The 20,915-nt window shown below is 60.0% G+C and carries 21 protein-coding genes; 10 read left to right on the top strand and 11 right to left on the bottom strand.

Annotated elements, in window-relative coordinates:
- Positions 1–6: 6 nt before the first annotated feature.
- From fabA to KGB03_RS24295, 3 genes are all read left to right on the top strand, one after another.
- Entirely contained in the window at positions 7–522 is a 516-nt protein-coding gene (gene fabA, locus KGB03_RS24305) for a 3-hydroxyacyl-[acyl-carrier-protein] dehydratase FabA (RefSeq protein WP_111451717.1), read from the top strand.
- Positions 523–533: 11 nt separating this feature from the next.
- Positions 534–1,754 carry a beta-ketoacyl-ACP synthase I gene (gene fabB / locus KGB03_RS24300; RefSeq protein ID WP_192411046.1) on the top strand — a complete coding sequence of 407 codons (1,221 nt, stop codon included), beginning with the start codon at positions 534–536 and terminating at the stop codon, positions 1,752–1,754.
- 399 nt (positions 1,755–2,153) lie between these two features.
- The gene (locus tag KGB03_RS24295; RefSeq protein ID WP_008148017.1) at positions 2,154–2,342 is read left to right on the top strand and encodes a hypothetical protein; all 189 of its coding nucleotides are present in this window, start codon (positions 2,154–2,156) and stop codon (positions 2,340–2,342) included.
- A gap of 70 nt (positions 2,343–2,412) precedes the next feature.
- Here the strand turns inward: KGB03_RS24295 and KGB03_RS24290 are convergent, their stop codons facing one another.
- The 8 genes from KGB03_RS24290 to KGB03_RS24255 form a co-directional block, all read right to left on the bottom strand.
- On the bottom strand, positions 2,413–2,955 hold the full coding sequence (locus tag KGB03_RS24290) for a DUF2058 domain-containing protein (protein WP_111451715.1): 543 nt from the start codon (positions 2,953–2,955) through the stop codon (positions 2,413–2,415).
- A gap of 28 nt (positions 2,956–2,983) precedes the next feature.
- Positions 2,984–3,817: a nucleoside triphosphate pyrophosphohydrolase gene (gene mazG / locus KGB03_RS24285; protein ID WP_218537629.1), complete on the bottom strand. Its 834-nt coding sequence runs from the start codon at positions 3,815–3,817 to the stop codon at positions 2,984–2,986.
- 124 nt (positions 3,818–3,941) lie between these two features.
- Positions 3,942–6,185: a GTP diphosphokinase gene (gene relA, locus KGB03_RS24280; protein WP_192411048.1), complete on the bottom strand. Its 2,244-nt coding sequence runs from the start codon at positions 6,183–6,185 to the stop codon at positions 3,942–3,944.
- Between the two features lie 124 nt (positions 6,186–6,309).
- On the bottom strand, positions 6,310–7,662 hold the full coding sequence (rlmD, locus tag KGB03_RS24275) for a 23S rRNA (uracil(1939)-C(5))-methyltransferase RlmD (RefSeq protein ID WP_008148009.1): 1,353 nt from the start codon (positions 7,660–7,662) through the stop codon (positions 6,310–6,312).
- The gene (cysM, locus tag KGB03_RS24270; protein ID WP_008148007.1) at positions 7,662–8,564 is read right to left on the bottom strand and encodes a cysteine synthase CysM; all 903 of its coding nucleotides are present in this window, start codon (positions 8,562–8,564) and stop codon (positions 7,662–7,664) included. Before cysM ends, rlmD begins: the two co-directional genes overlap by 1 nt.
- 108 nt (positions 8,565–8,672) lie before the next feature.
- Complete coding sequence (locus tag KGB03_RS24265; protein WP_223529530.1) at positions 8,673–9,695, bottom strand: YhcG family protein; 1,023 nt, start codon at positions 9,693–9,695, stop codon at positions 8,673–8,675.
- Between the two features lie 197 nt (positions 9,696–9,892).
- Positions 9,893–11,323 (bottom strand): sensor histidine kinase, encoded by a 1,431-nt coding sequence (locus KGB03_RS24260; RefSeq protein WP_223529523.1) that lies wholly within the window; start codon positions 11,321–11,323, stop codon positions 9,893–9,895.
- Entirely contained in the window at positions 11,310–12,032 is a 723-nt protein-coding gene (locus KGB03_RS24255; protein WP_223529521.1) for a response regulator transcription factor, read from the bottom strand. The genes KGB03_RS24260 and KGB03_RS24255 overlap by 14 nt, the downstream gene beginning before the upstream one ends.
- A gap of 214 nt (positions 12,033–12,246) precedes the next feature.
- On the opposite strand from KGB03_RS24255, the gene KGB03_RS24250 reads away from it, so the two are divergent.
- From KGB03_RS24250 to KGB03_RS24235, 4 genes are all read left to right on the top strand, one after another.
- Complete coding sequence (locus tag KGB03_RS24250; RefSeq protein ID WP_218537625.1) at positions 12,247–15,000, top strand: response regulator; 2,754 nt, start codon at positions 12,247–12,249, stop codon at positions 14,998–15,000.
- Between the two features lie 21 nt (positions 15,001–15,021).
- Entirely contained in the window at positions 15,022–16,014 is a 993-nt protein-coding gene (locus tag KGB03_RS24245) for a 2-hydroxyacid dehydrogenase (protein WP_223529518.1), read from the top strand.
- 77 nt (positions 16,015–16,091) lie between these two features.
- Positions 16,092–16,526, top strand: coding sequence for a hypothetical protein (locus KGB03_RS24240; RefSeq protein ID WP_223529516.1), 435 nt, complete (start codon positions 16,092–16,094; stop codon positions 16,524–16,526).
- Positions 16,526–16,930, top strand: a complete 405-nt coding sequence (locus tag KGB03_RS24235; RefSeq protein WP_111451705.1) for an META domain-containing protein — start codon at positions 16,526–16,528, stop codon at positions 16,928–16,930. Before KGB03_RS24240 ends, KGB03_RS24235 begins: the two co-directional genes overlap by 1 nt.
- Before the next feature lie 161 nt (positions 16,931–17,091).
- Here the strand turns inward: KGB03_RS24235 and KGB03_RS24230 are convergent, their stop codons facing one another.
- Entirely contained in the window at positions 17,092–17,559 is a 468-nt protein-coding gene (locus KGB03_RS24230) for a TlpA disulfide reductase family protein (RefSeq protein WP_111451704.1), read from the bottom strand.
- 114 nt (positions 17,560–17,673) lie between these two features.
- On the opposite strand from KGB03_RS24230, the gene arsC reads away from it, so the two are divergent.
- From arsC to KGB03_RS24215, 3 genes are read left to right on the top strand one after another with little or no spacing between them, the layout of a single operon-like run.
- Positions 17,674–18,027, top strand: coding sequence for an arsenate reductase (glutaredoxin) (gene arsC, locus KGB03_RS24225; protein WP_123369215.1), 354 nt, complete (start codon positions 17,674–17,676; stop codon positions 18,025–18,027).
- The gene (gene wrbA / locus KGB03_RS24220; protein WP_111451702.1) at positions 18,024–18,620 is read left to right on the top strand and encodes an NAD(P)H:quinone oxidoreductase; all 597 of its coding nucleotides are present in this window, start codon (positions 18,024–18,026) and stop codon (positions 18,618–18,620) included. The genes arsC and wrbA overlap by 4 nt, the downstream gene beginning before the upstream one ends.
- 1 nt (position 18,621) lies before the next feature.
- Positions 18,622–19,047, top strand: coding sequence for a DUF2069 domain-containing protein (locus KGB03_RS24215; protein WP_095132448.1), 426 nt, complete (start codon positions 18,622–18,624; stop codon positions 19,045–19,047).
- A gap of 99 nt (positions 19,048–19,146) precedes the next feature.
- Here KGB03_RS24215 and KGB03_RS24210 read toward each other — a convergent pair whose 3' ends face one another.
- Complete coding sequence (locus KGB03_RS24210; protein WP_223529514.1) at positions 19,147–19,821, bottom strand: DNA-3-methyladenine glycosylase I; 675 nt, start codon at positions 19,819–19,821, stop codon at positions 19,147–19,149.
- Positions 19,822–19,944: 123 nt separating this feature from the next.
- On the bottom strand, positions 19,945–20,769 hold the full coding sequence (ttcA, locus tag KGB03_RS24205) for a tRNA 2-thiocytidine(32) synthetase TtcA (RefSeq protein WP_223529508.1): 825 nt from the start codon (positions 20,767–20,769) through the stop codon (positions 19,945–19,947).
- Positions 20,770–20,915 lie beyond the last annotated feature (146 nt).

The following is a 20,915-nucleotide window of genomic DNA, read 5'->3' as shown; positions in this document are numbered from 1 at the left end:
GCTCGCATGACCCAACAAAACGCCTTTACTCGGGAAGACCTGCTGCGCTGCAGTCGCGGTGAGCTGTTCGGCCCAGGTAACGCACAACTGCCCGCCCCGAACATGTTGATGGTGGATCGCATCACCCATATCAGCGCCGAGGGTGGCAAGTACGGCAAGGGTGAATTGGTCGCCGAGCTGGATATCACTCCGGACCTGTGGTTCTTCGCCTGTCACTTCGAAGGCGATCCGGTGATGCCAGGCTGCCTGGGCCTCGACGCCATGTGGCAACTGGTCGGTTTCTTCCTCGGCTGGCAAGGTCTGCCGGGCCGCGGTCGCGCCCTGGGTTCGGGCGAAGTGAAATTCTTTGGTCAGGTTCTGCCGACCGCCAAGAAAGTAACCTATAACATTCAGATCAAGCGCGTACTGAAGGGCAAGCTGAACCTGGCCATCGCCGATGGTTCGGTCAGCGTCGACGGCCGCGAGATCTACACCGCCGAAGCCCTTCGGGTCGGCGTTTTCACCTCCACTGACAACTTCTAAGGGTTATCCGCATGCGCCGCGTCGTTATCACTGGTCTGGGCATCGTTTCGTGCCTGGGCAATGACAAAGAGACCGTCTCCGCTAACCTGCGTGCAAGCCGCCCTGGCATCCGGTTCAACCCGGAATATGCTGAAATGGGTCTGCGTAGCCAGGTTTCCGGCTCCATTGACCTTCCCCTCGAAGAGCTGATCGATCGCAAGATCTATCGCTTCGTCGGCCACGCGGCGGCTTACGCCTACCTGGCCATGAAAGACGCCATCGCCGACTCCGGTCTGACCGATGAGCAGGTTTCCAACGTGCGTACCGGCCTGATCGCCGGTTCCGGTGGCGCGTCGACCTTGAACCAGATGGAAGCGCTGGACATCCTGCGCGAAAAAGGCGTCAAACGTGTAGGCCCGTACCGCGTCACGCGGACCATGGGCAGCACCGTTTCGGCTTGCCTGGCGACGCCGTTCAAGATCAAGGGTGTGAATTACTCGATCTCCTCCGCGTGCGCCACCAGTGCTCACTGCATCGGTAACGCTGTGGAGCAGATCCAGTTGGGCAAGCAGGACATCGTGTTCGCCGGTGGCGGTGAAGAAGAACACTGGAGCCAATCGTTCCTGTTCGACGCCATGGGCGCACTGTCCAGCCAGTACAACGAAACCCCGGAAAAAGCTTCCCGTGCCTACGACGCCAAGCGTGACGGTTTCGTCATCGCCGGCGGTGGCGGCATGGTCGTGGTCGAAGAGCTGGAACACGCTCTGGCCCGCGGCGCGAAGATCTACGCGGAAATCGTTGGCTACGGCGCGACCTCCGACGGCTACGACATGGTCGCCCCAAGCGGCGAAGGCGCCATCCGTTGCATGCAGATGGCCATGGCCACCGTTGACACTCCGATCGACTACCTGAACACCCACGGCACTTCGACTCCGGTCGGCGACGTCATGGAAATGAAAGGTGTGCGTGAAGTGTTCGGCGACAAGGCTCCGGCCATCAGCTCCACCAAGAGCCTGTCGGGTCACTCCCTGGGCGCCGCCGGCGTTCACGAAGCGATCTACTGCCTGCTGATGATGGAAGGCAACTTCATGGCGGGTTCCGCCAACATCGACGAACTGGACCCGGAAGTGGCTGACATGCCGATCCTGACCAAGACTCGTGAAGACGCCACCATCAACACCGTGATGAGCAACAGCTTTGGCTTCGGCGGCACCAATGCCACGCTGGTACTGAAGCGCTGGGCCGGTAAGTAATACCTCCCCCGCTACGCTGCACACAAAAACGCCCCGACTGGTTCGGGGCGTTTTTTTGTGCCTGAAAGATTGAACACCGCAATCCCTGTGGGAGCGAGCCTGCTCGCGATGACGGCACCACATTCAACATTTCTGTATGAATAAGACCGCTATCGCGAGCAGGCTCACTCCCACAGGTTTTGTGTGAAGCCAGACATTTTCTTCAATGCGAACATGAAGCTTTTGTCATGAAACTCAGCGGCCTGCGACCGAATGCCGCGCGCTTCAAGGGCTGCAGGATTTTCTCTGTTTTTGCAAAAGTCCGTTACCAAACCCAGTCGTTTACTTAGCAGGCTAACCAAACATATAACGGAGTCCTGCACACGCCTTGCTGCAGATAACAGAGATTGGAGCTAGCAGATGACTGTAAAAGTAACTGAACGCGACGATTCACATAAGTCCCACGAAGGCGTAGCCGCCGGTATCCGGATCTGGGACGTTCACCAACAAGACATGCTGGTGGGGATGTTCCACTCCGAAACCGATGCCCACAGCTACAAGGCCGAACTGGAAAAACTGGAGCAGCAACGAGCGCTCCAATCCGCATAAGCAATGACAGCATTGAAAACGACAAACCCCGCCATGAGCGGGGTTTGTCGTTGTTGCAGCCTTTAACGGCTTACCACATCAGATCGTCCGGGATCTGATAGGCCGCGTACGGATCGTCCTCGACAGCGACTTCTTCGGTCTTCACGTTCATCTGCACGATACGCTGTGGGTCGCGCTCCTGGATCTTCAGGGCCGCCTCACGCGGGATCACTTCATAACCGCCGGCGTGGTGGACGATGGCCAGCGAACCGCTGCTGAGCTTGTTGCGCATCAGGGTGTTGACGCAGATGCGCTTGACCTTCTTGTCGTCGACGAAGTTGTAGTAGTCCTCGGTCGTCAGCTTCGGCAGACGCGAGACTTCGATCAACTGTTTGACCTGAGCAGCGCGAGCCTTGGCCTCGGCCTTCTCCTGTTGCTGACGGTTCAGCTCCTGATCGCGCTTGACCTTCTCGGCCATGGCTTCCTGAGCCGCCCGCTGCTGCGAGTCATCGAGTTCGATCTGGCCTTTGTGGGCCAGACGCTGCTGTTTCTGCTTCTCTTTGCCGACCTGTTTGGCCTGCTTCTGGTTGACCAGCCCTGCTTTGAGCAACTGGTCGCGAAGGGAAATGCTCATGGTGCTTATTACTCACTTAGGCAACTGCTCAACCGCAGCTGGGCAAATTCTTTTCCTGACGTTTGGCTTCGCCCCACAAGGCGTCCAACTCTTCGAGGGTGCAATCTTCTATGGGACGGTGGGTGTCGCGCAATGCCTGTTCGATAAAACGGAAGCGTCTTTCGAACTTGCTGTTGGCGCCACGCAGTGCAGTTTCGGGGTCGACCTTGAGATGACGCGCCAGATTGACCACGGAAAACAACAGATCACCGACTTCATCGGCAATCGCTACCGAGTCATTGTCGGCCATGGCTTCGAGCACTTCATCGAGCTCTTCGCGCACTTTGTCGAGCACCGGCAAGGCGTCAGGCCAGTCGAACCCGACCTGCCCTGCGCGCTTCTGCAACTTCGCCGAACGGGACAATGCCGGCAGTGCTGCGGGTACGTCGTCGAGCAAGGACAGTTGCGTTGGCGTGGATGATTTCTCGGCGCGTTCCTCAGCCTTGATCTCTTCCCAGCGCTGCTTGACCTGATCTTCATTCAGACGCGGAACATCCAGCGGTGCGTACAAATCACCCGTGGGAAAAACGTGAGGATGACGGCGAATCAATTTGCGGGTGATGCTGTCGATGACACCGGCGAATTCGAAGCGCCCTTCTTCCCGCGCCAGCTGGCTGTAATAAACCACCTGGAACAGCAAATCCCCCAACTCACCCTGCAAGTGATCGAAGTCTCCGCGCTCGATGGCGTCGGCGACTTCGTAGGCTTCTTCCAGCGTGTGCGGGACGATGGTTTCGTAGGTTTGCTTGATGTCCCACGGGCAGCCGTACTGCGGGTCGCGCAGACGGCTCATCAAGTGCAGCAAGTCTTCAAGGCTGTACATCAATCATGTCTCATCACAAAAACCTGTGGGAGCGAGCCTGCTCGCGATAGCGGACTCGCAGACAACACAGATGTTGACTGAAATACCGCCATCGCGAGCAGGCTCGCTCCCACATTGGTCATCATTACGGCGTCCGGTTACGACGGGTTTCGATGATGTTCGGCAACTGGGAAATCCGCCCCAGCAACCGCCCCAGTGCATCCAGCCCCGGAATCTCGATGGTCAGGGACATCAACGCGGTGTTGTCCTCTTTGTTCGAGCGGGTGTTGACCGCCAGCACGTTGATCCGCTCGTTGAGCAGCACTTGCGAAACGTCACGCAGCAGACCGGATCGGTCGTAGGCGCGGATGATGATGTCCACCGGATAGGTGAGCACCGGCACCGGCCCCCAGCTGACCTGGATGATCCGCTCGGGTTCGCGGCTGCCCAGTTGCAGCACCGAGGCGCAGTCCTGACGATGGATGCTCACGCCGCGGCCCACGGTGATGTAACCGACGATCGCATCCCCCGGCAGCGGCTGGCAGCAACCCGCCATCTGGGTCATGAGGTTGCCGACGCCCTGGATCTGGATGTCGCCGCGCTTGCCCGGTTTGTAGCCGGTGGCCTTGCGCGGAATCAGTTCCAGCTGTTCGTTGCCGCGCTCCGGCTCGACCAGTTGCTGCGCCAGGTTCACCAGTTGCGCCAGACGTAAATCGCCTGCGCCCAACGCGGCGAACATGTCTTCGGCCACCTTCATGTTGGCCTTTTCGGCCAGCTTGTCGAAATCCACCGCTGGCAGACCGAGGCGACTGAGTTCACGCTCCAGCAAGGTTTTACCGGCGGCGACGTTCTGGTCGCGCGCCTGCAACTTGAACCAGTGAACAATCTTCGCCCGTGCCCGCGAGGTGGTGATGTAACCCAGGTTCGGGTTCAGCCAGTCGCGGCTCGGGGTGCCGTGCTTGCTGGTGATGATCTCGACCTGTTCACCGGTTTGCAGGCTGTAGTTGAGCGGCACGATGCGCCCGTTGATCTTCGCGCCACGGCAGTTGTGACCGATTTCGGTATGCACGCGGTAGGCGAAGTCCAGCGGCGTCGCGCCCTTCGGCAAGTCGATGGCGTGACCGTCCGGGGTGAAGATGTAGACCCGGTCCGGCTCGATATCGACCCGAAGCTGTTCTGCCAGGCCGCCGATGTCGCCCAATTCTTCATGCCACTCGAGGACCTGACGCAGCCAGGAGATTTTCTCTTCGTAGTGGTTGGAGCCGGATTTGACGTCGGTGCCCTTGTAGCGCCAGTGCGCGCAAACGCCCAGCTCGGCTTCTTCGTGCATGGCGTGGGTGCGGATCTGCACTTCCAGCACCTTGCCCTCAGGGCCGATCACCGCGGTGTGCAGCGAGCGGTAGCCGTTCTCTTTCGGGTTGGCGATGTAGTCGTCGAATTCTTTCGGGATGTGCCGCCACAGGGTGTGGACGATACCGAGTGCGGTGTAGCAGTCGCGCATTTCCGGCACCAGCACGCGAACGGCGCGCACGTCGTAGATCTGGCTGAATTCCAGACCCTTACGCTGCATTTTGCGCCAGATCGAATAGATGTGTTTGGCCCGGCCGCTGATGTCGGCGTCGACGCCGGTGGCGGTCAGCTCATTCTTCAGTTGGCTCATCACGTCGGCGATGAAGCGCTCGCGATCCAGACGTCGCTCATGAAGCAACTTGGCGATCTGCTTGTACTGATCGGGCTCAAGGTAACGAAAGGACAAGTCCTCCAGTTCCCACTTGATATGACCGATACCGAGACGGTGAGCCAAAGGCGCGTAGATGTCGAAGACTTCACGGGCGACGCGGTTGCGTTTTTCGTCATCGGCGGTTTTCACCGCACGGATGGCGCAGGTGCGTTCGGCCAGTTTGATCAGTGCAACGCGAACGTCGTCGACCATGGCGACCAGCATCTTGCGCAGGTTTTCGACCTGGCCCTGCGTGCCCAGCACCAGGGATTGGCGGGGGCTGAGGCTGGCGCTGATCGCCGCCATGCGCAGCACGCCGTCGATGAGCTTGGCGACCACCGGACCGAAGCGCTGGCTGATCGCCGGCAACTCGATCTGGCCTTCGCGCACGCCGCGATACAGGATCGCGGCAACCAACGAATCCTGATCGAGTTTGAGGTCGGCGAGAATCTCGGCGATCTCAAGGCCCGTGCGGAAACTCGAGGTCCCTTCGGACCACAGGTTTTTCGCCGCATTGGCTTGTTGTTCAGACGTACGAGCAAACTCGCACGCTTCCTTCAAGGCTTCGCGATCCAGTGCCGGATCGACACTGACCGCATGATCGAGCCAAGCCTCGAGATTGATACTGCCGTCGGTGTTGATCGGCTGGTGTGCTCTCACCTGTACCATCTTGCTTACCTTCCCTACGACGCAGATTCAATGCGTCAAATCGCTGACCTTTCGTTACCCTTGGACGCTCGCGGGGCTAATGCGAGAGTGGCGTGGGCAGGCCAGTCGGACCAGACGAGCCGTCCTAGCTCGCTTCAAATAACGCCATGGCCTCGACATGTGCCGTCTGAGGAAACATATCGAGAATCCCGGCACGTTTTAACCGGTAGCCCTGCTTGATCAATTCGACCGTATCGCGCGCCAGCGTTGCCGGATTGCACGACACATACACCAACCGTTTGGCGCCCAGGGACGCAAGCTTGCGCACTGCCTCGAAAGCACCGTCACGCGGTGGGTCCAAGAGTACCGCACAAAAGCCTTCCCGCGCCCATTCGGCATCGGTCAAAGGCTGGGATAAATCGGCCTGAAAAAACTTCGCATTATGAAGATTGTTGCTAGCAGCGTTCGCGGCTGCCCGCTCGACCATCGCCTGCACACCTTCCACCGCCACCACTTCGCGAACGACCTTGGCCAGCGGCAATGCGAAGTTACCCAAACCACAGAATAGATCGAGAACCCGTTCATCCGCCGTCGGCTTCAGCCACTCCAACGCCTGGGCGATCATCGCTTCATTGACCCCGGCGTTGACCTGGATGAAATCTCCCGGTCGGTACGCCAGGTTCAAATCCCACTGTTCAAGTCGATAACCCAACGACTGGTCAGCCTCGACCGGTTGCGGTTCACCGTCACCGTGCAGCCACAATTGGGCTTCATGGAAGGCGCAGAAATCCTTGAGGATCGTCATGTCGGCGTCGGACAGCGGCGCCATGTGCCGCAACAAAACCGCCAACGACGAACCGCTGAACAATTCCACATGCCCCAGCGCCTGAGGTTTGCTCAAGCGCCGGAGCATTTCCGGCAAGCGGGTCATGATCGGTTGCAAAGGCTGTACCAGCACCGTGCATTCGTTGATCGCAACGATGTCCTGACTGCCAGCGGCGCGGAAACCGACTTCGAGTTTTTTCGCCTTCATGTCCCAGCGCACCGCCACTCGGGCGCGACGCCGGTAACCGAACTCCGGACCGCTCAAAGGCGCGGCCCATTCTTCGGGTTCGACACCGGCGACCTTCGACAATTGCTCGGCGAGCATGCGCTGTTTCAGGGCGAGTTGTTCGTTGTGCGGCAAATGTTGCACGCTGCAACCGCCACAGCGACCGGCATGCGGGCACGGTGCCGGGCGGCGCAGTTCGCTGGCCTGGAACACCCGTTCGGTGCGCGCCTCGACCACTTTGCCGTGGGCACCCAACACGCGTGCTTCGACTTCTTCACCGGCCAATGCGCCGATGACGAACCAGGTGCGACCTTCAAAAAACGCGATACCGCGACCGTCATTAGCCAGGCGCTCGATACTCAAGCGCTGCTTTTTGCCAGTCGGAATTTGCGGGGCCTTGCTGCCGCCGGTGGGCTGGAAGCGCAGGCCTCTCTCTTGCTTGGCCATCAGTTGGGCGCGTCGAAAATGCCGGTCGACAAGTAACGGTCGCCACGGTCGCAGATGATCGCGACGATCACCGCGTTTTCAACTTCTTTGGACAGACGCAGCATCGCTGCTACCGCACCGCCCGAGGACACGCCGCAGAAGATGCCTTCTTCGCGGGCCAGACGACGGGTCACGTCTTCGGCTTCGCTTTGCGCCATGTCGACGATCCGGTCCACGCGCTCGGCCTGGTAGATCTTCGGCAGGTATTCCTGCGGCCAGCGACGGATGCCCGGAATCGCCGAGCCTTCCATCGGTTGCAGACCGATGATCTGCACGCTCTCGTTCTGCTCTTTCAAGTAGCGCGAGACGCCCATGATGGTACCGGTGGTGCCCATGGAGCTGACGAAATGGGTGATGGTGCCTTCGGTCTGACGCCAGATTTCCGGGCCGGTGGTGGTGTAGTGCGCTTCGGGGTTGTCCCCATTGGCGAACTGATCCAGCACCTTGCCGCGGCCTTCGGCTTCCATTCGCTGGGCGAGGTCGCGGGCGCCTTCCATGCCCTCTTCCTGGGTGACCAGAATCAGCTCGGCGCCATACGCCGTCATGGCGGCTTTACGCTCGGCGCTGGAGTTGTCCGGCATGATCAGGATCATCTTGTAACCCTTGATCGCGGCGGCCATCGCCAGGGCGATCCCGGTGTTGCCCGAGGTCGCTTCGATCAGCGTATCGCCGACGTGGATCTGCCCGCGCAGTTCGGCGCGGGTGATCATCGACAGCGCCGGACGGTCCTTGACCGAACCCGCCGGGTTATTCCCTTCGAGCTTGAGCAAAAGGGTATTGCTGGTGGCGCCAGGCAGGCGCTGCAAACGGACCAGCGGAGTGTTGCCGACGCAATCGGCGATGGTTGGGTACTGCAAGGTCATGGCGTATTCGCAATCCAGACTGCGGGGGCGCCTATCATACCGGCAAACGTCGGCAGGCCATATCACGCAAAGTATGGTGCTTATGGTTTATGGGAATAAGTGGCTGGATCAGTACTCTTCGCCTTGCGCGAGATTCAATGCATAGAACTCATGCAACTTGGCCTGCAACAACTGTTTGTCCGGTAGCTGCACCTGGTATTCAGCGATCAGCGCTGGCGACAAGCTGCGGTTAAGGGCGTACTCGACCACCTCGTCATCCTTGCTGGCACACAGCAACACACCAATGGCCGGGTTTTCGTGGGGTTTGCGTTCATTGCGATCCAGCGCTTCCAGATAGAAGTTCAGCTTGCCCAAATACTCCGGTTCAAAACGACCGACCTTAAGCTCAATGGCTACAAGACAATTAAGGCCGCGATGGAAGAACAGCAGATCCAGGGCGAAATCACGCCCGCCGACTTGCAGCGGGCGTTCAGAGCCGACAAAACAAAAGTCGCGACCCAGTTCGATCAGAAATTCCTTGAGGCGCGCCAGCAACCCTTTATGCAGATCGGTTTCGCCATGGCTGGAGGGCAAGTCGAGAAACTCGAGCATGTAGGCGTCGCGGAACACGTTCAGTGCCTCAGGGTGAGTTTGTCTCAGCACTGCAGTGGCTTTTGCCGGTTGGGTCACGCTTCGCTCGAACAGTGCAGCTTTGAACTGACGCTCCAGTTCACGCTTCGACCATTTTTCCTGAACAGCCAAACGGACATAGAACTCCCGCTCTTCCGGCCGTTTACTCTGGCTGAAAATGATCAGGTTGTGCGACCAGGACAATTGTCGCACCAGTGGTGCGACTTTCTCTTCAGCGTGATAAGCCTCATAGAACTGACGCATGCGGAACAAGTTCGACCGGGTAAACCCACGCACCCCCGGTTGAGTCTGAGCCAGATGCTCGGTCAGTTGACTGACCACAGAATCGCCCCATTCGGCTTTTTCCAGCTTGCGACTGATGTAAGCACCCACCTGCCAATACAGCTCGATCAACTGGGTATTCACCGCCTGTATGGCTTGCTGCTTGGCACTTTGAATCAGCGCCAGCACTTCATTGAAACGGTCTTCGGTTGTGCTGCCGGGGACGCTGGGTGCAGTCATGCCGAACTCCTGGAGGACGAAGGAAAACGTGAGTCTATTCCGTCGAATCAGGCACAAGGTGTCGGCAATGACCTTTAGGAAAGGTCGTACAAAATAACGGGACCGCTCCGGCAAAATCAGATCAATGGTGGATGGGAGGGCCTCTTCGTCGGAACGCCGCCCGGAGCAAGCCCGCTCCCACATTTGTCCGAGGTTGATCACACACTTTGTGTTCGACTCACCTCTAATGTGGGAGCGGGCTTGCTCGCGAAAGCAGTCTGACAGTCAACACTTCCATCAGCCAATAACCGCATATTCAGCCGCAACCCGGTCTCAGTATTCTCAGCCCACAAACTCCCGCCCTGACGCTGCACCGCATTCCTCGCAATGCTCAACCCCAAGCCAAATCCACCATCCCCCGGTCGCGATCCGTCAAGTCGGATGAACGGCGAGAAGATCCGCTCCAGATCTTCATCAGCCACCCCGCCGCCCTCATCCTCCAGCCACACCTGCCAGAAGTCACCATCGCGCTGCCCACCCAGACGCACAACGCCGCCCTGCGGTGAATGACGAATGGCATTGCGCAGGATGTTTTCCAGCGCTTGAGCCAACGTATTGAGATGGCCGCGCACCCAGCATGACGAATCCACCGCACACTGCAACTGGCTCGCCGGCCAGCCACTTTCATAGCAGGCATTTTCCGTGAGCATTTCCCACAATGCCTGAACCTGGATCGATTCGTCGGGCAACCGAGTGCGCTCGGTGTCGAGCCAGGCCAGTTGCAGGGTGTCTTCGACCAGACGCTGCATGCCATCGACCTCTCGGCCAATGCGCTCGCGCAATTGGGTCAACCCCTGCTCGCTTTCGCTGGCCACCCGCAGGCGACTCAGTGGCGTGCGCAACTCGTGGGACAGGTCGCGCAGCAGTTGTTGTTGCAGGGCCACCGTGCTTTGCAGGCGCTCGGACAGGTGATCGAAGGCCCGGCCCAGTTCACCCAGCTCATCCGGGCGATGGGTGATGCGGCTCGACAACCGCACGTTCAACGGGTCGGCACGCCAGGCATTGGCCTGTTCGCGCAGACTGTTCAAAGGCACGACCAGCAACCGATACAGACCGACGCACAGCAGCAAGGTGAACAACCCGGGAATCACCCCGTTGGTGATCACCCGCCAGAACACCCGGTAACGGCCGGGCACGAAACGCCGGGGCAGTTCGATCACCAGGCTGCCAGCGGACGGATCCTTGGGAAAAGGCACTCTCAACCACGGCAAACCTTTGGTATGGCGACTCGTCGGCCAATCCAGACCGCGTAAAAAGGTCAGGCGCCGGGTTTCTATTTCCGTCAGCGGGTAACTGCTCAATGACTGCAAATCGCCGCCAATCACACCGACCCATGTCGACTCGCGATGGCCGACGCTGTGCAACCAGACATCGATGCCCGCACTCTGGCGTTCATTCCACACCTGCTCGGCCTCGGCGGCGTAGCGCATCAGCGTGCCCCGTGCCTCGTCGGACAGGAACAGGTTTTTCTGTTCCATGTAGCGCCCCCAGGACCAACTGAGCCAGATCATCAGCAGACAGAACGCTACCAACAAACACGCCAGTTTCCAGAACAGCGAATGCCTGCCCGGCAGGTCAGTCCACTTCATCGACCGCACTCAATACGTAACCCTTGCCCCACACCGTGCGCACTTCGCGCTCGAGGTAACCGACGGCCTTGAGCTTGCGGCGGATCTGGCTGATGTGCATGTCGAGGCTGCGGTCATGGGGCGCGTAACCGCGCTGCAGCACATGCTGGTAAAGGAAGGCTTTGCTCAGGACTTCATCGCCATTGCGGTTCAGCGTTTCCAGCAACCGATATTCGCTGCGGGTCAGGCCGGCAGCGTGTTCGCCATAAAAGACATCACAGCCTTCATCGTCGAAACGCAGGCTGTCCGCCGAAGGCGCAATCGGTGCCGGCGCTGGCCGGCGGTCGAGCGCGACCCGTCGCAGGATCGCTTCGATGCGCACCCGCAACTCGACCATGCTGAAGGGTTTGGGCAGGTAGTCATCGGCGCCCAGGCGAAAACCACTGATGCGATCCGCCTCGGCACCGAGCGCCGACATCAGCACCACCGGAGTGGAATGGCTCTGGCGCAATTGCGTCAGTACATTCAGCCCGTCCAGGCCCGGCAGCAGAATATCCATCAGCACCACATCGAAGGCTTGCTGGCGGGCGATGGTCAAGCCTTCCAGACCGTTCTGGCACCACGTCACCTGAAAACCGCAACGCCCCAGGTGCTCATGAACATATGCACCGAGTACGAGGTCGTCTTCTATAGACAGGATACGAGGGTGTCCAGCAGCGATGGGAGTCATGACTATCTGCAAATAATTCTCAGTTGTGGATTATTCAAGATTGCCTTGCTGCGGGCAACACAAGGTTTGCCCGTGAGGTAAAAGTGGCGATCCTGCCGACGAATGCCGACATCAATTTTACGAAGATTGCCCGCCTGCAAATCGCTACACTGCGCAGGTGGCGCGTGCTGGACGTACGTGCAGGTCATTAAATCGCTGGATGCAGGAGAGATGCGTGCTCAAGAAACTGGGAATTAAAGGCCGCGTGCTATTACTGACCCTGTTGCCGACCAGCCTGATGGCCTTGGTTCTGGGTGGCTATTTCACCTGGATGCAGCAATCCGACCTGCAAACCCAGCTCATGCAGCGTGGCGAGATGATCGCCGAACAACTGGCGCCCCTGGTGGCCCCGGCCATGGGCCACAAGAACACCGAGCTGTTGGAGCGTATTGCCACCCAATCGCTGGAACAACCGGACGTGCGCGCCGTATCGTTCCTCGCCCCCGACCGCTCCCTGTTGGCCCATGCCGGCCCGACCATGCTCAACCAGGCGCCGGTCGGCAACAGTTCGCAGATGCTGCGCCGTAGCGGCAATGACGCGACGCGTTACTTGCTGCCGGTGTTCGGCAAGCACCGCAATCTGGCCGGCGACTTGATTCCCGACGAAGCCGATCGCCTGTTGGGCTGGGTCGAACTTGAACTGTCCCACAACGGCATGCTGCTGCGCGGTTACCGCAGCCTGTTCGCCAGCCTGTTGCTGATCGGCGCAGGCCTGGCCGGTGCGGCGTTGCTGGCGTTACGCATGGGCCGCAGCATCAATCGGCCGCTGAGCCAGATCAAGCAAGCGGTGGCGCAACTCAAGGACGGTCATCTGGAAACCCGTCTGCCGCCCCTCGGCAGCCAGGAGCTGGACACACTGGCGTCCGGCATCAACCGTATGGCCGGCACCCTGCAAAACGCGCAGGAAGAATTGCAGCACAGCATCGACCAGGCCACCGAAGACGTGCGCCAGAACCTGGAAACCATCGAGATCCAGAACATCGAACTGGACCTGGCGCGCAAGGAAGCCCTTGAAGCCAGCCGGATCAAATCCGAGTTCCTGGCCAACATGAGCCATGAAATCCGCACGCCGCTCAACGGCATTCTCGGCTTCACGCATCTGCTGCAAAAAAGCGAGCTGACCCCGCGCCAGCTCGACTATCTGGGCACCATCGAAAAGTCCGCCGACAGCCTGTTGGGGATCATCAACGAGATTCTCGACTTCTCGAAAATCGAGGCCGGCAAACTGGTGCTCGACAATATTCCGTTCAACTTGCGCGACCTGCTCCAGGACACGCTGACCATCCTCGCCCCGGCCGCCCACGCCAAGCAGTTGGAGCTGGTGAGCCTGGTTTATCGCGATACGCCGCTGTCGCTGGTGGGTGACCCGCTGCGGCTCAAGCAGATCCTCACCAACCTGGTCAGCAACGCGATCAAGTTCACCCGCGAAGGCACCATCGTCGCCCGCGCCATGCTTGAAGAAGAACACGAAGACAGCGTGCAACTGCGCATCAGCATTCAGGACACCGGCATCGGGCTGTCGAACCAGGACGTGCGTGCCTTGTTCCAGGCCTTCAGCCAGGCCGACAACTCGCTGTCCCGGCAACCGGGTGGCACTGGTTTGGGGCTGGTGATTTCCAAACGTCTGATCGAACAGATGGGTGGCGAGATCGGTGTCGACAGTACCCCCGGCGAAGGCTCGGAATTCTGGATCAGCCTGAGCCTGCCCAAAACCCGCGACGACGCCGAAGACCTGCCCGGTCCGCCGTTGCTCGGGCGTCGGGTGGCGGTGCTGGAAAATCACGAACTGGCCCGTCAGGCGTTGCAGCATCAACTGGAAGACTGTGGCCTCGAAGTCACTCCGTTCAATACGTTGGAAAGCCTGACCAATGGCGTGACCGGCGCGCATCAGACCGATCAGGCGATCGACCTGGCGGTGCTCGGCATCACCAGCAACGACATGCCGCCAGAGCGCCTTAACCAGCACATCTGGGACCTCGAACACCTGGGCTGCAAGGTGCTGGTGTTGTGCCCGACCACCGAACAGACGCTGTTCCACCTCTCGGTGCCCAACCCGCACAGCCAGCTCCAGGCCAAACCGGCCTGCACCCGCAAGCTGCGGCGGGCCTTGTCCGACCTGGTCAACCCGCGCCAGCACCGCAGCGAACCCGGCGAACCGGTGTCCAGCCGCGCGCCAAAGGTGCTGTGTGTCGACGACAACCCGGCCAACCTGCTGCTGGTGCAAACCCTGCTCGAGGACATGGGCGCCAAAGTCCTCGCGGTGGAAAGCGGTTACGCGGCGGTCAAGGCGGTGCAGACCGAAACCTTCGACCTGGTGCTGATGGACGTTCAGATGCCCGGCATGGACGGGCGGCAAAGCACTGAAGCGATTCGCCAGTGGGAAAGTGAACGGCATTGCACGCCGCTGCCGATCGTTGCCCTCACCGCTCACGCCATGGCCAACGAAAAACGCGCGCTGCTGCAAAGCGGCATGGACGATTACCTGACCAAACCGATCAGCGAACGGCAACTGGCCCAAGTGGTGCTGAAGTGGACCGGCCTGGCGCTGCGCAATCATGGGCCGGAGCGCTCCAGCGACAGCCACGGTGGCGGTCATGAGTTGCAGGTACTCGATCACGAAGAAGGTTTGCGCCTGGCTGCCGGCAAGGCTGATCTGGCGGCGGACATGCTGGCAATGCTGCTGGCGTCGCTGGAAGCCGACCGCGAGGCGATTCGTTTCGCCCGGGAAACCAACGACCACAACGCCCTGATCGAGCGTGTCCATCGCCTGCATGGCGCGACCCGTTATTGCGGCGTCCCGCAACTGCGCGCCGCCTGCCAGCGCAGCGAAACCCTGCTCAAGCAACAGGACCCCAAAGCCCCCAGCGCACTGGAAGACCTCGACCGGGCCATCAATCGTCTGGCCGCTCATGCCCGTATAAATGCTTGATGTACATTCCAGGAGGACCGCATGCGTACGATTCTTTTCAGCAGCCAGACCTACGATCGCGACAGTTTTCTCTGTGCCGAACTACCGGCCGGCATTGAACTGCACTTTCAATCAGCGCGACTGAGCCTTGATACGGTGGCGCTGGCGGAGCATCACGAAGTGGTCTGTGCCTTCATCAATGATGACCTCAGCGCACCGGTGCTCGAACGCCTGGCTGTGGGCGGTACACGCCTGATCGCCCTGCGCTCGGCCGGTTACAACCATGTCGACCTGGCAGTGGCAAAGCGTTTGGGGCTGGCGATTGTGCGCGTCCCGGCCTACTCGCCCCACGCAGTAGCGGAACATGCGGTGGCACTGATCCTGGCGCTCAACCGGCGCCTGCACCGCGCCTACAACCGCACGCGCGAAGGGGATTTCAGCCTGCACGGGCTGACCGGCTTCGACCTCGTGGGCAAGACCGTTGGCGTGGTCGGCACCGGGCAGATCGGCGCGACCTTCGCGAAAATCATGAACGGCTTTGGCTGCCAATTGCTGGCGTATGACCCCTTCCCCAACCCGCAAGTCGAAGCCCTCGGCGCCCGTTACCTGAGCCTGCCGGAACTGCTGGCCGAGTCGCAGATCATCAGCCTGCACTGCCCGCTCAACGAACAAAGCAAACACTTGATCAATCGCGAGTCACTGGCGCACATGCAAGCCGGTGCGATGCTGATCAACACCGGCCGCGGTGGTCTGGTGGACACGCCGGCGCTGATCGACGCGTTGAAGGACGGTCAACTGGGTTATCTGGGGCTGGATGTGTATGAAGAGGAAGCACAGCTGTTCTTCGAGGACCGTTCCGACCTGCCGCTGCAGGACGATGTGCTGGCACGGCTGCTGACCTTTCCGAACGTGATCATCACCGCTCACCAGGCCTTCCTGACCCGCGAAGCCCTGGGTGCGATTGCCGCGACTACCCTGCAGAACATCGCCGCTTGGGCGGCCGGCGCGCCTGCGAATCTGGTAAAGGGTGACTGAACCAGATCGAAGGTCATACGCCCGCGCCATGCTGCGCTGATGTCCGTGCTAGCATGCCGCGCATATTTGGAGGACCCATGGTCGAACACGATTTCCGCTATAGCCTGATGAACCCGCAACACACCCTCACCGAATGCCGCGCCCTTGTGCCGGGGCGTTATCAAGTCACCGGCAACGGCGGCTCGATTCGTAACAACGACGTGCTGGTAGTGACCCTTAAAGGCGCCAAGGACTTGTCCATGCGCCTGACCGTCGAAACGGTTCGCCACTTGATCAACCCGCCCGGCCAATGGGTCGCGGTGGCCAGTGGTCCGGTGTTCGGCGAACTGGCGATCCACACCTGGAAAGTCAACTGCGACAGCTGCGCCAAAGAGCTGAGTTTCGAGTTCGCGGTCGACGCCAAGCTGGGCAACAAGGCTGAAAAGCCTGCTGCCACCGGGCGGATCGCCGAACTGGGCTGGACCACGGTTGGCGAGAAGCACCTGTGCCCGAAATGCCAGGAGCCCGCGTGATGAAACGCCTCGCTCTGACCACTATGGTTGGCGCCAGCCTGCTGGGCTGCGCCGCCGAGCCGGTGCAATTGCAACAAAACCGCAGCTACATTCTGGAGTGGATTGGCGAACGTCCGCTGATGGATTACAGCCACCTGACCGTCACCCTCGGTGAAGACGGTCGGGCCTACGGCAACGGCGGTTGCAACCACTGGTTCGCGCCGTACACCCTGGAAGGCGACAAGCTGAGCTTCGGCAAGGTTGGCAGCACCCGCAAACTGTGTGCGCCGGCGCTGATGGAGCAGGAAAAGCGTTTCCTCCAGGCGTTGGAAAACGTTCAGCGCTGGGACGTCTCGCCGATCGACCAGATGCGCTTCTGGCCGGCAGAAGGCAAGCCGTTGCGTTGGTGGCTTGAAGAGGGTTGAGCCCTCCTCACTGCAGCCAAGTGTATCTGTGGCGAGGGGATTTATCCCCGTTGGACTGCGCAGCAGTCCCTTTTTTGGGGTTGCTGCGCAACCCAACGGGGATAAATCCCCTCGCCACAAAAGCCCTCTCCACAAAAGCTCCCTAGCCACAGTAGGAGCAATCAGTTCTTCGCCTGCAACGCCTCAAGCTTCGCCATCACCCCCGCCGCCGTCTGCTCACCCATCAACTGTTCCCGTACCTTGCCCTTGTTATCGATGATGTAAGTCACCGGCAACGCCTCACTGCGCGGTAACTCGAAAAGATCGGCCGGATCAGAAGCCAGCACGGTGAACTTGATACCCAGTTTTTCACTGGCGCTTTTCAGCTCTTCACCCTGCACATTGTCGAAGTTGACCCCGAACACACCAATCTTCCTGGCCTTGAGCTGATCGGCCAAGGCGTTCAATTCAGGGATCTCGGTCCGGCACGGCCCGCACCATTCAGCCCAGTAATTGAGCACCAGCCATTGTTTGTCCAGACGTTCGGCGGCGACTTTCTGGCCGCTCTGGTCGATGCCATAGTCGTTACCACAGCCCCCCAGCAATAACGCACCGATGATCGCCAATGCCGCTGCCAGTCGCCTAGTCATGTCGTATTCCTTGTTCAAAATTGAATGCGCCTGCGACCCATCGCCTCCCAAGGTTCTGGATTACGCGCAGCACAGTTAGAATAGCCGTCACCTTACGCAAGATGCGAACCGCACATGACCGATCTGACGCTTTATCACAACCCGCGCTGCTCGAAATCCCGCGGTGCGCTCGAACTGCTCGAAGCCCGTGGCCTGACCCCGACGGTGGTCCGCTACCTGGATACCCCGCTGGACGCGGCGCAAATCCAGAGCCTGCTGACCAAGCTCGGCATCAGCGCCCGGCAACTGCTGCGCACCGGTGAGGACGAGTACAAAACCCTTAACCTGGCAGACAGCAGCCTCAGCGAGGCGCAATTGATCGCCGCCATCGCCGCCAACCCGAAACTGATGGAGCGACCGATTCTGGAAGTCGGCGACAAAGCCATCATCGGCCGGCCGCCGGAAAATGTGCTGGAGCTGCTGCCGTGAGTGCGCCGTACATTCTGGTTCTGTATTACAGCCGCAGCGGCTCGACCAATGAAATGGCCCGGCAGATTGCCCGGGGCGTCGAGCAGGCGGGCCTTGAAGCCCGGTTGCGCACGGTCCCGCCGATCTCGACCGAATGCGAAGCCGTGTCGCCGGACATCCCCGACGAAGGCGCGCTGTACGCCAGCCTCGACGATTTGAAGAACTGCGCGGGCCTGGCCATGGGCAGCCCGACCCGGTTCGGCAACATGGCGGCGCCGCTCAAGTACTTCCTCGACGGCACCAGCAACCTGTGGCTGACCGGTGCTCTGGTGGGCAAGCCGGCCGGGGTTTTCACCTCCACCGCGAGCCTGCACGGTGGCCAGGAAACCACGCTGCTGTCGATGATGTTGCCGTTGCTGCACCACGGCATGCTGATCACCGGCCTGCCTTACAGCGAATCGGCCCTGCTGGAAACCCGTGGCGGCGGCACGCCTTACGGCGCCAGCCATCACGCCGGGGCGGACGGCAAAAGCGGTTTGAATGAACATGAAGTCGCGCTGTGTCGGGCCTTGGGCCTGCGCTTGGCGAAGACTGCACAGAAACTGGGGAACTGACGTGGCCAAAAAGCCGAAGATTTTGCCCTCCATCGAATGGCTCGAACCGCGGGTCCGAGCGATGCGCGTCATCAGCCTGCTGTGCTACTTCGGTTTGGTGGGTTTGCTGTGCGCCTACTACCTGGTGGTCGCCGACCTGCACGGCGCCCGACCATGGGTGATTCTGCTAATCGAACTGGTGCCGCTGCTATTGCTGGCGCCGGGGATGATTATCGGCAGTGCACGCGGGCATTCATGGATGTGTTTTGTGGTGAACCTGTATTTCATCAAGGGCGCATTGGCGGCGTATGACCCGAACCGACAGTTGTTTGGTTTGCTGGAGATGGGCGCGAGCCTGGCGGTGTTCTGCTCGGCGCTGCTGTATGTACGGTGGCGGTTTCAGTTGAACCGCAAGTTGGCTGGCGAAGGTGAGATTCGAGTCGCCTGATCCGACGCCTTCGCGAGCAAGCCCGCTCCCACATTGGATCTGCGTCGTCCACAAATCCCCTGTGGGAGCGGGCTTGCTCGCGAAGGGCGCGACTCGGTCTTAATGATTCACAGTGTAGGCCAGCATCATCGAAATCTGGCTCATCGCCCGCCCGCCACTCTGTTCATGCCACTGGTTAAACACATCCTGTACCAACGCCAGATCCCGCAGGCTGGTCGGCACCTTGTCGACGATCTTCTGCGCATTCAACGCCGCGACCACGTCGTAGCTCGGCACAAACGTATCCTTGCCCACCATCCGCAAGAACCGCGGTGCTGACAACCCGCCCAATTGATGACCGCGCTTTTTCAGGTAGGTCCACAACCCAACGATATCCGTGACCGGCCAATCGGCGATCAACGCGCCGAAGCTGCCCTTCTCATGCGCCACATCCAGAATGAACTGCGCGTTGCGCGGCACGCTCTTGAGTTTGCCCAGGTGACGAATGATCCGCGCGTCCTGCATCAAACGCTCAAGGTGTTCGGCACTCATCAGCACGACTTTCTCAGGGTCGAACTTGAAGAACACTTCTTCGAACGCCGGCCATTTGGCGTCCACCAGACTGTGCTTGAGCCCGGCACGGAAGACGCGCAGCGCCATGGTCGAGAGGTAGCGGTCGTCGCTGATGTTGCGCAATTGCGCCGGGGCTTTCGGAACGGGCAGATGGGCTTCCAGTTCAGCTGCCGAACCGAAGCGGTTCAGACAGTATTCGTGCAGCCACTTGTAATCGCGCATGCCCTCTCCTGAGGTTAACGAAAAACCTGTGGGAGCGGGCTTGCTCGCGAAGGCGGTGTGTCATTCAACATTGATGTCGACTGACACTACGCATTCGCGAGCAAGCCCGCTCCCACAATTTGTTCAGAGGTTGACGACGTTGACGAAGCGCGAGGCCGCGGTTTCGTCGATCTTCAAACTGGTGAAATCGAACAGATTACGGTCCGCCAGTTGCGACGGGATCACGTTCTGCAAGCTGCGGAAAATGCTTTCGGTCCGGCCTGGCGTCTTGCGTTCCCATTCCTGAAGCATGTCCTTGACCACCTGGCGTTGCAGGTTTTCCTGGGAGCCGCAGAGGTTGCACGGGATGATCGGGAATTGCTTGAAGTCCGAGTAGGCCTGGATGTCTTTTTCGTTGCAGTAGGCCAGCGGACGGATCACCACGTTGCGGCCATCGTCGGCGCGCAGCTTCGGCGGCATGGCTTTGAGCGAACCGTTGAAGAACATGTTCAGGAAAAAGGTCTCGACGATGTCGTCGCGGTGATGACCGAGGGCCATCTTGGTCGCACCGATTTGGTCGGCGAAGGTGTAGAGCGTGCCGCGACGCAGGCGCGAGCACAGCGAACAGGTGGTCTTGCCTTCAGGGATCAGCTCCTTGACCACGGAATAGGTGTCTTTCTCGACAATGTGGTACTCGATGCCCAGCTCTTTGAGGTAGGCCGGCAGCACATGCTCAGGGAAACCCGGCTGTTTCTGGTCCATGTTCACGGCCACGATCTCGAACTTGATCGGGGCGACCTTCTGCAAGTGCAACAGCACGTCAAGCATGGTGTAGCTGTCCTTGCCACCGGACAGGCAGACCATGACCTTGTCGCCGTCTTCAATCATGTTGAAATCGGCAACAGCCTCACCGGCCTGGCGGCGAAGGCGCTTTTGCAGTTTGTTCTGGTTGACCGTAAGAGTGCCCATGACGCGAAATCCGTGAGGTGTGACGAAAGGCCGGCATTTTACGCAAAAACCGGTCACGGGCGAAGAGCCCCCTATCCCCTGTGGGAGCGGGCTTGCTCGCGAAAGCGGTGTGTCAAGCAATATTGTTTCGACTGACACACCGCTTT

Origin of the sequence: Pseudomonas sp. BF-B-26, assembly GCF_019956495.1 — a bacterium.
Classification (GTDB): domain Bacteria; phylum Pseudomonadota; class Gammaproteobacteria; order Pseudomonadales; family Pseudomonadaceae; genus Aquipseudomonas.
The sequence above is the reverse complement of the archived record's forward strand: the minus strand, read 5'-3'. Positions and strand labels throughout refer to the sequence as shown.

What these genes read in the sequence shown, in the direction of transcription:
- KGB03_RS24240 (WP_223529516.1), top strand. Translation starts at nt 16,092, where the DNA reads ATGGTCGAACACGATTTCCGCTATAGCCTGATGAACCCGCAACACACC.
- KGB03_RS24245 (WP_223529518.1), top strand. Translation starts at nt 15,022, where the DNA reads ATGCGTACGATTCTTTTCAGCAGCCAGACCTACGATCGCGACAGTTTT.
- KGB03_RS24235 (WP_111451705.1), top strand. Translation starts at nt 16,526, where the DNA reads ATGAAACGCCTCGCTCTGACCACTATGGTTGGCGCCAGCCTGCTGGGC.
- KGB03_RS24290 (WP_111451715.1), bottom strand. Translation starts at nt 2,955, where the DNA reads ATGAGCATTTCCCTTCGCGACCAGTTGCTCAAAGCAGGGCTGGTCAAC.
- KGB03_RS24255 (WP_223529521.1), bottom strand. Translation starts at nt 12,032, where the DNA reads ATGACTCCCATCGCTGCTGGACACCCTCGTATCCTGTCTATAGAAGAC.
- KGB03_RS24265 (WP_223529530.1), bottom strand. Translation starts at nt 9,695, where the DNA reads ATGACTGCACCCAGCGTCCCCGGCAGCACAACCGAAGACCGTTTCAAT.
- mazG (WP_218537629.1), bottom strand. Translation starts at nt 3,817, where the DNA reads ATGTACAGCCTTGAAGACTTGCTGCACTTGATGAGCCGTCTGCGCGAC.
- fabA (WP_111451717.1), top strand. Translation starts at nt 7, where the DNA reads ATGACCCAACAAAACGCCTTTACTCGGGAAGACCTGCTGCGCTGCAGT.
- arsC (WP_123369215.1), top strand. Translation starts at nt 17,674, where the DNA reads ATGACCGATCTGACGCTTTATCACAACCCGCGCTGCTCGAAATCCCGC.
- KGB03_RS24230 (WP_111451704.1), bottom strand. Translation starts at nt 17,559, where the DNA reads ATGACTAGGCGACTGGCAGCGGCATTGGCGATCATCGGTGCGTTATTG.
- cysM (WP_008148007.1), bottom strand. Translation starts at nt 8,564, where the DNA reads ATGACCTTGCAGTACCCAACCATCGCCGATTGCGTCGGCAACACTCCG.
- fabB (WP_192411046.1), top strand. Translation starts at nt 534, where the DNA reads ATGCGCCGCGTCGTTATCACTGGTCTGGGCATCGTTTCGTGCCTGGGC.
- relA (WP_192411048.1), bottom strand. Translation starts at nt 6,185, where the DNA reads ATGGTACAGGTGAGAGCACACCAGCCGATCAACACCGACGGCAGTATC.
- KGB03_RS24295 (WP_008148017.1), top strand. Translation starts at nt 2,154, where the DNA reads ATGACTGTAAAAGTAACTGAACGCGACGATTCACATAAGTCCCACGAA.
- KGB03_RS24210 (WP_223529514.1), bottom strand. Translation starts at nt 19,821, where the DNA reads ATGCGCGATTACAAGTGGCTGCACGAATACTGTCTGAACCGCTTCGGT.
- rlmD (WP_008148009.1), bottom strand. Translation starts at nt 7,662, where the DNA reads ATGGCCAAGCAAGAGAGAGGCCTGCGCTTCCAGCCCACCGGCGGCAGC.
- KGB03_RS24260 (WP_223529523.1), bottom strand. Translation starts at nt 11,323, where the DNA reads ATGAAGTGGACTGACCTGCCGGGCAGGCATTCGCTGTTCTGGAAACTG.
- ttcA (WP_223529508.1), bottom strand. Translation starts at nt 20,769, where the DNA reads ATGGGCACTCTTACGGTCAACCAGAACAAACTGCAAAAGCGCCTTCGC.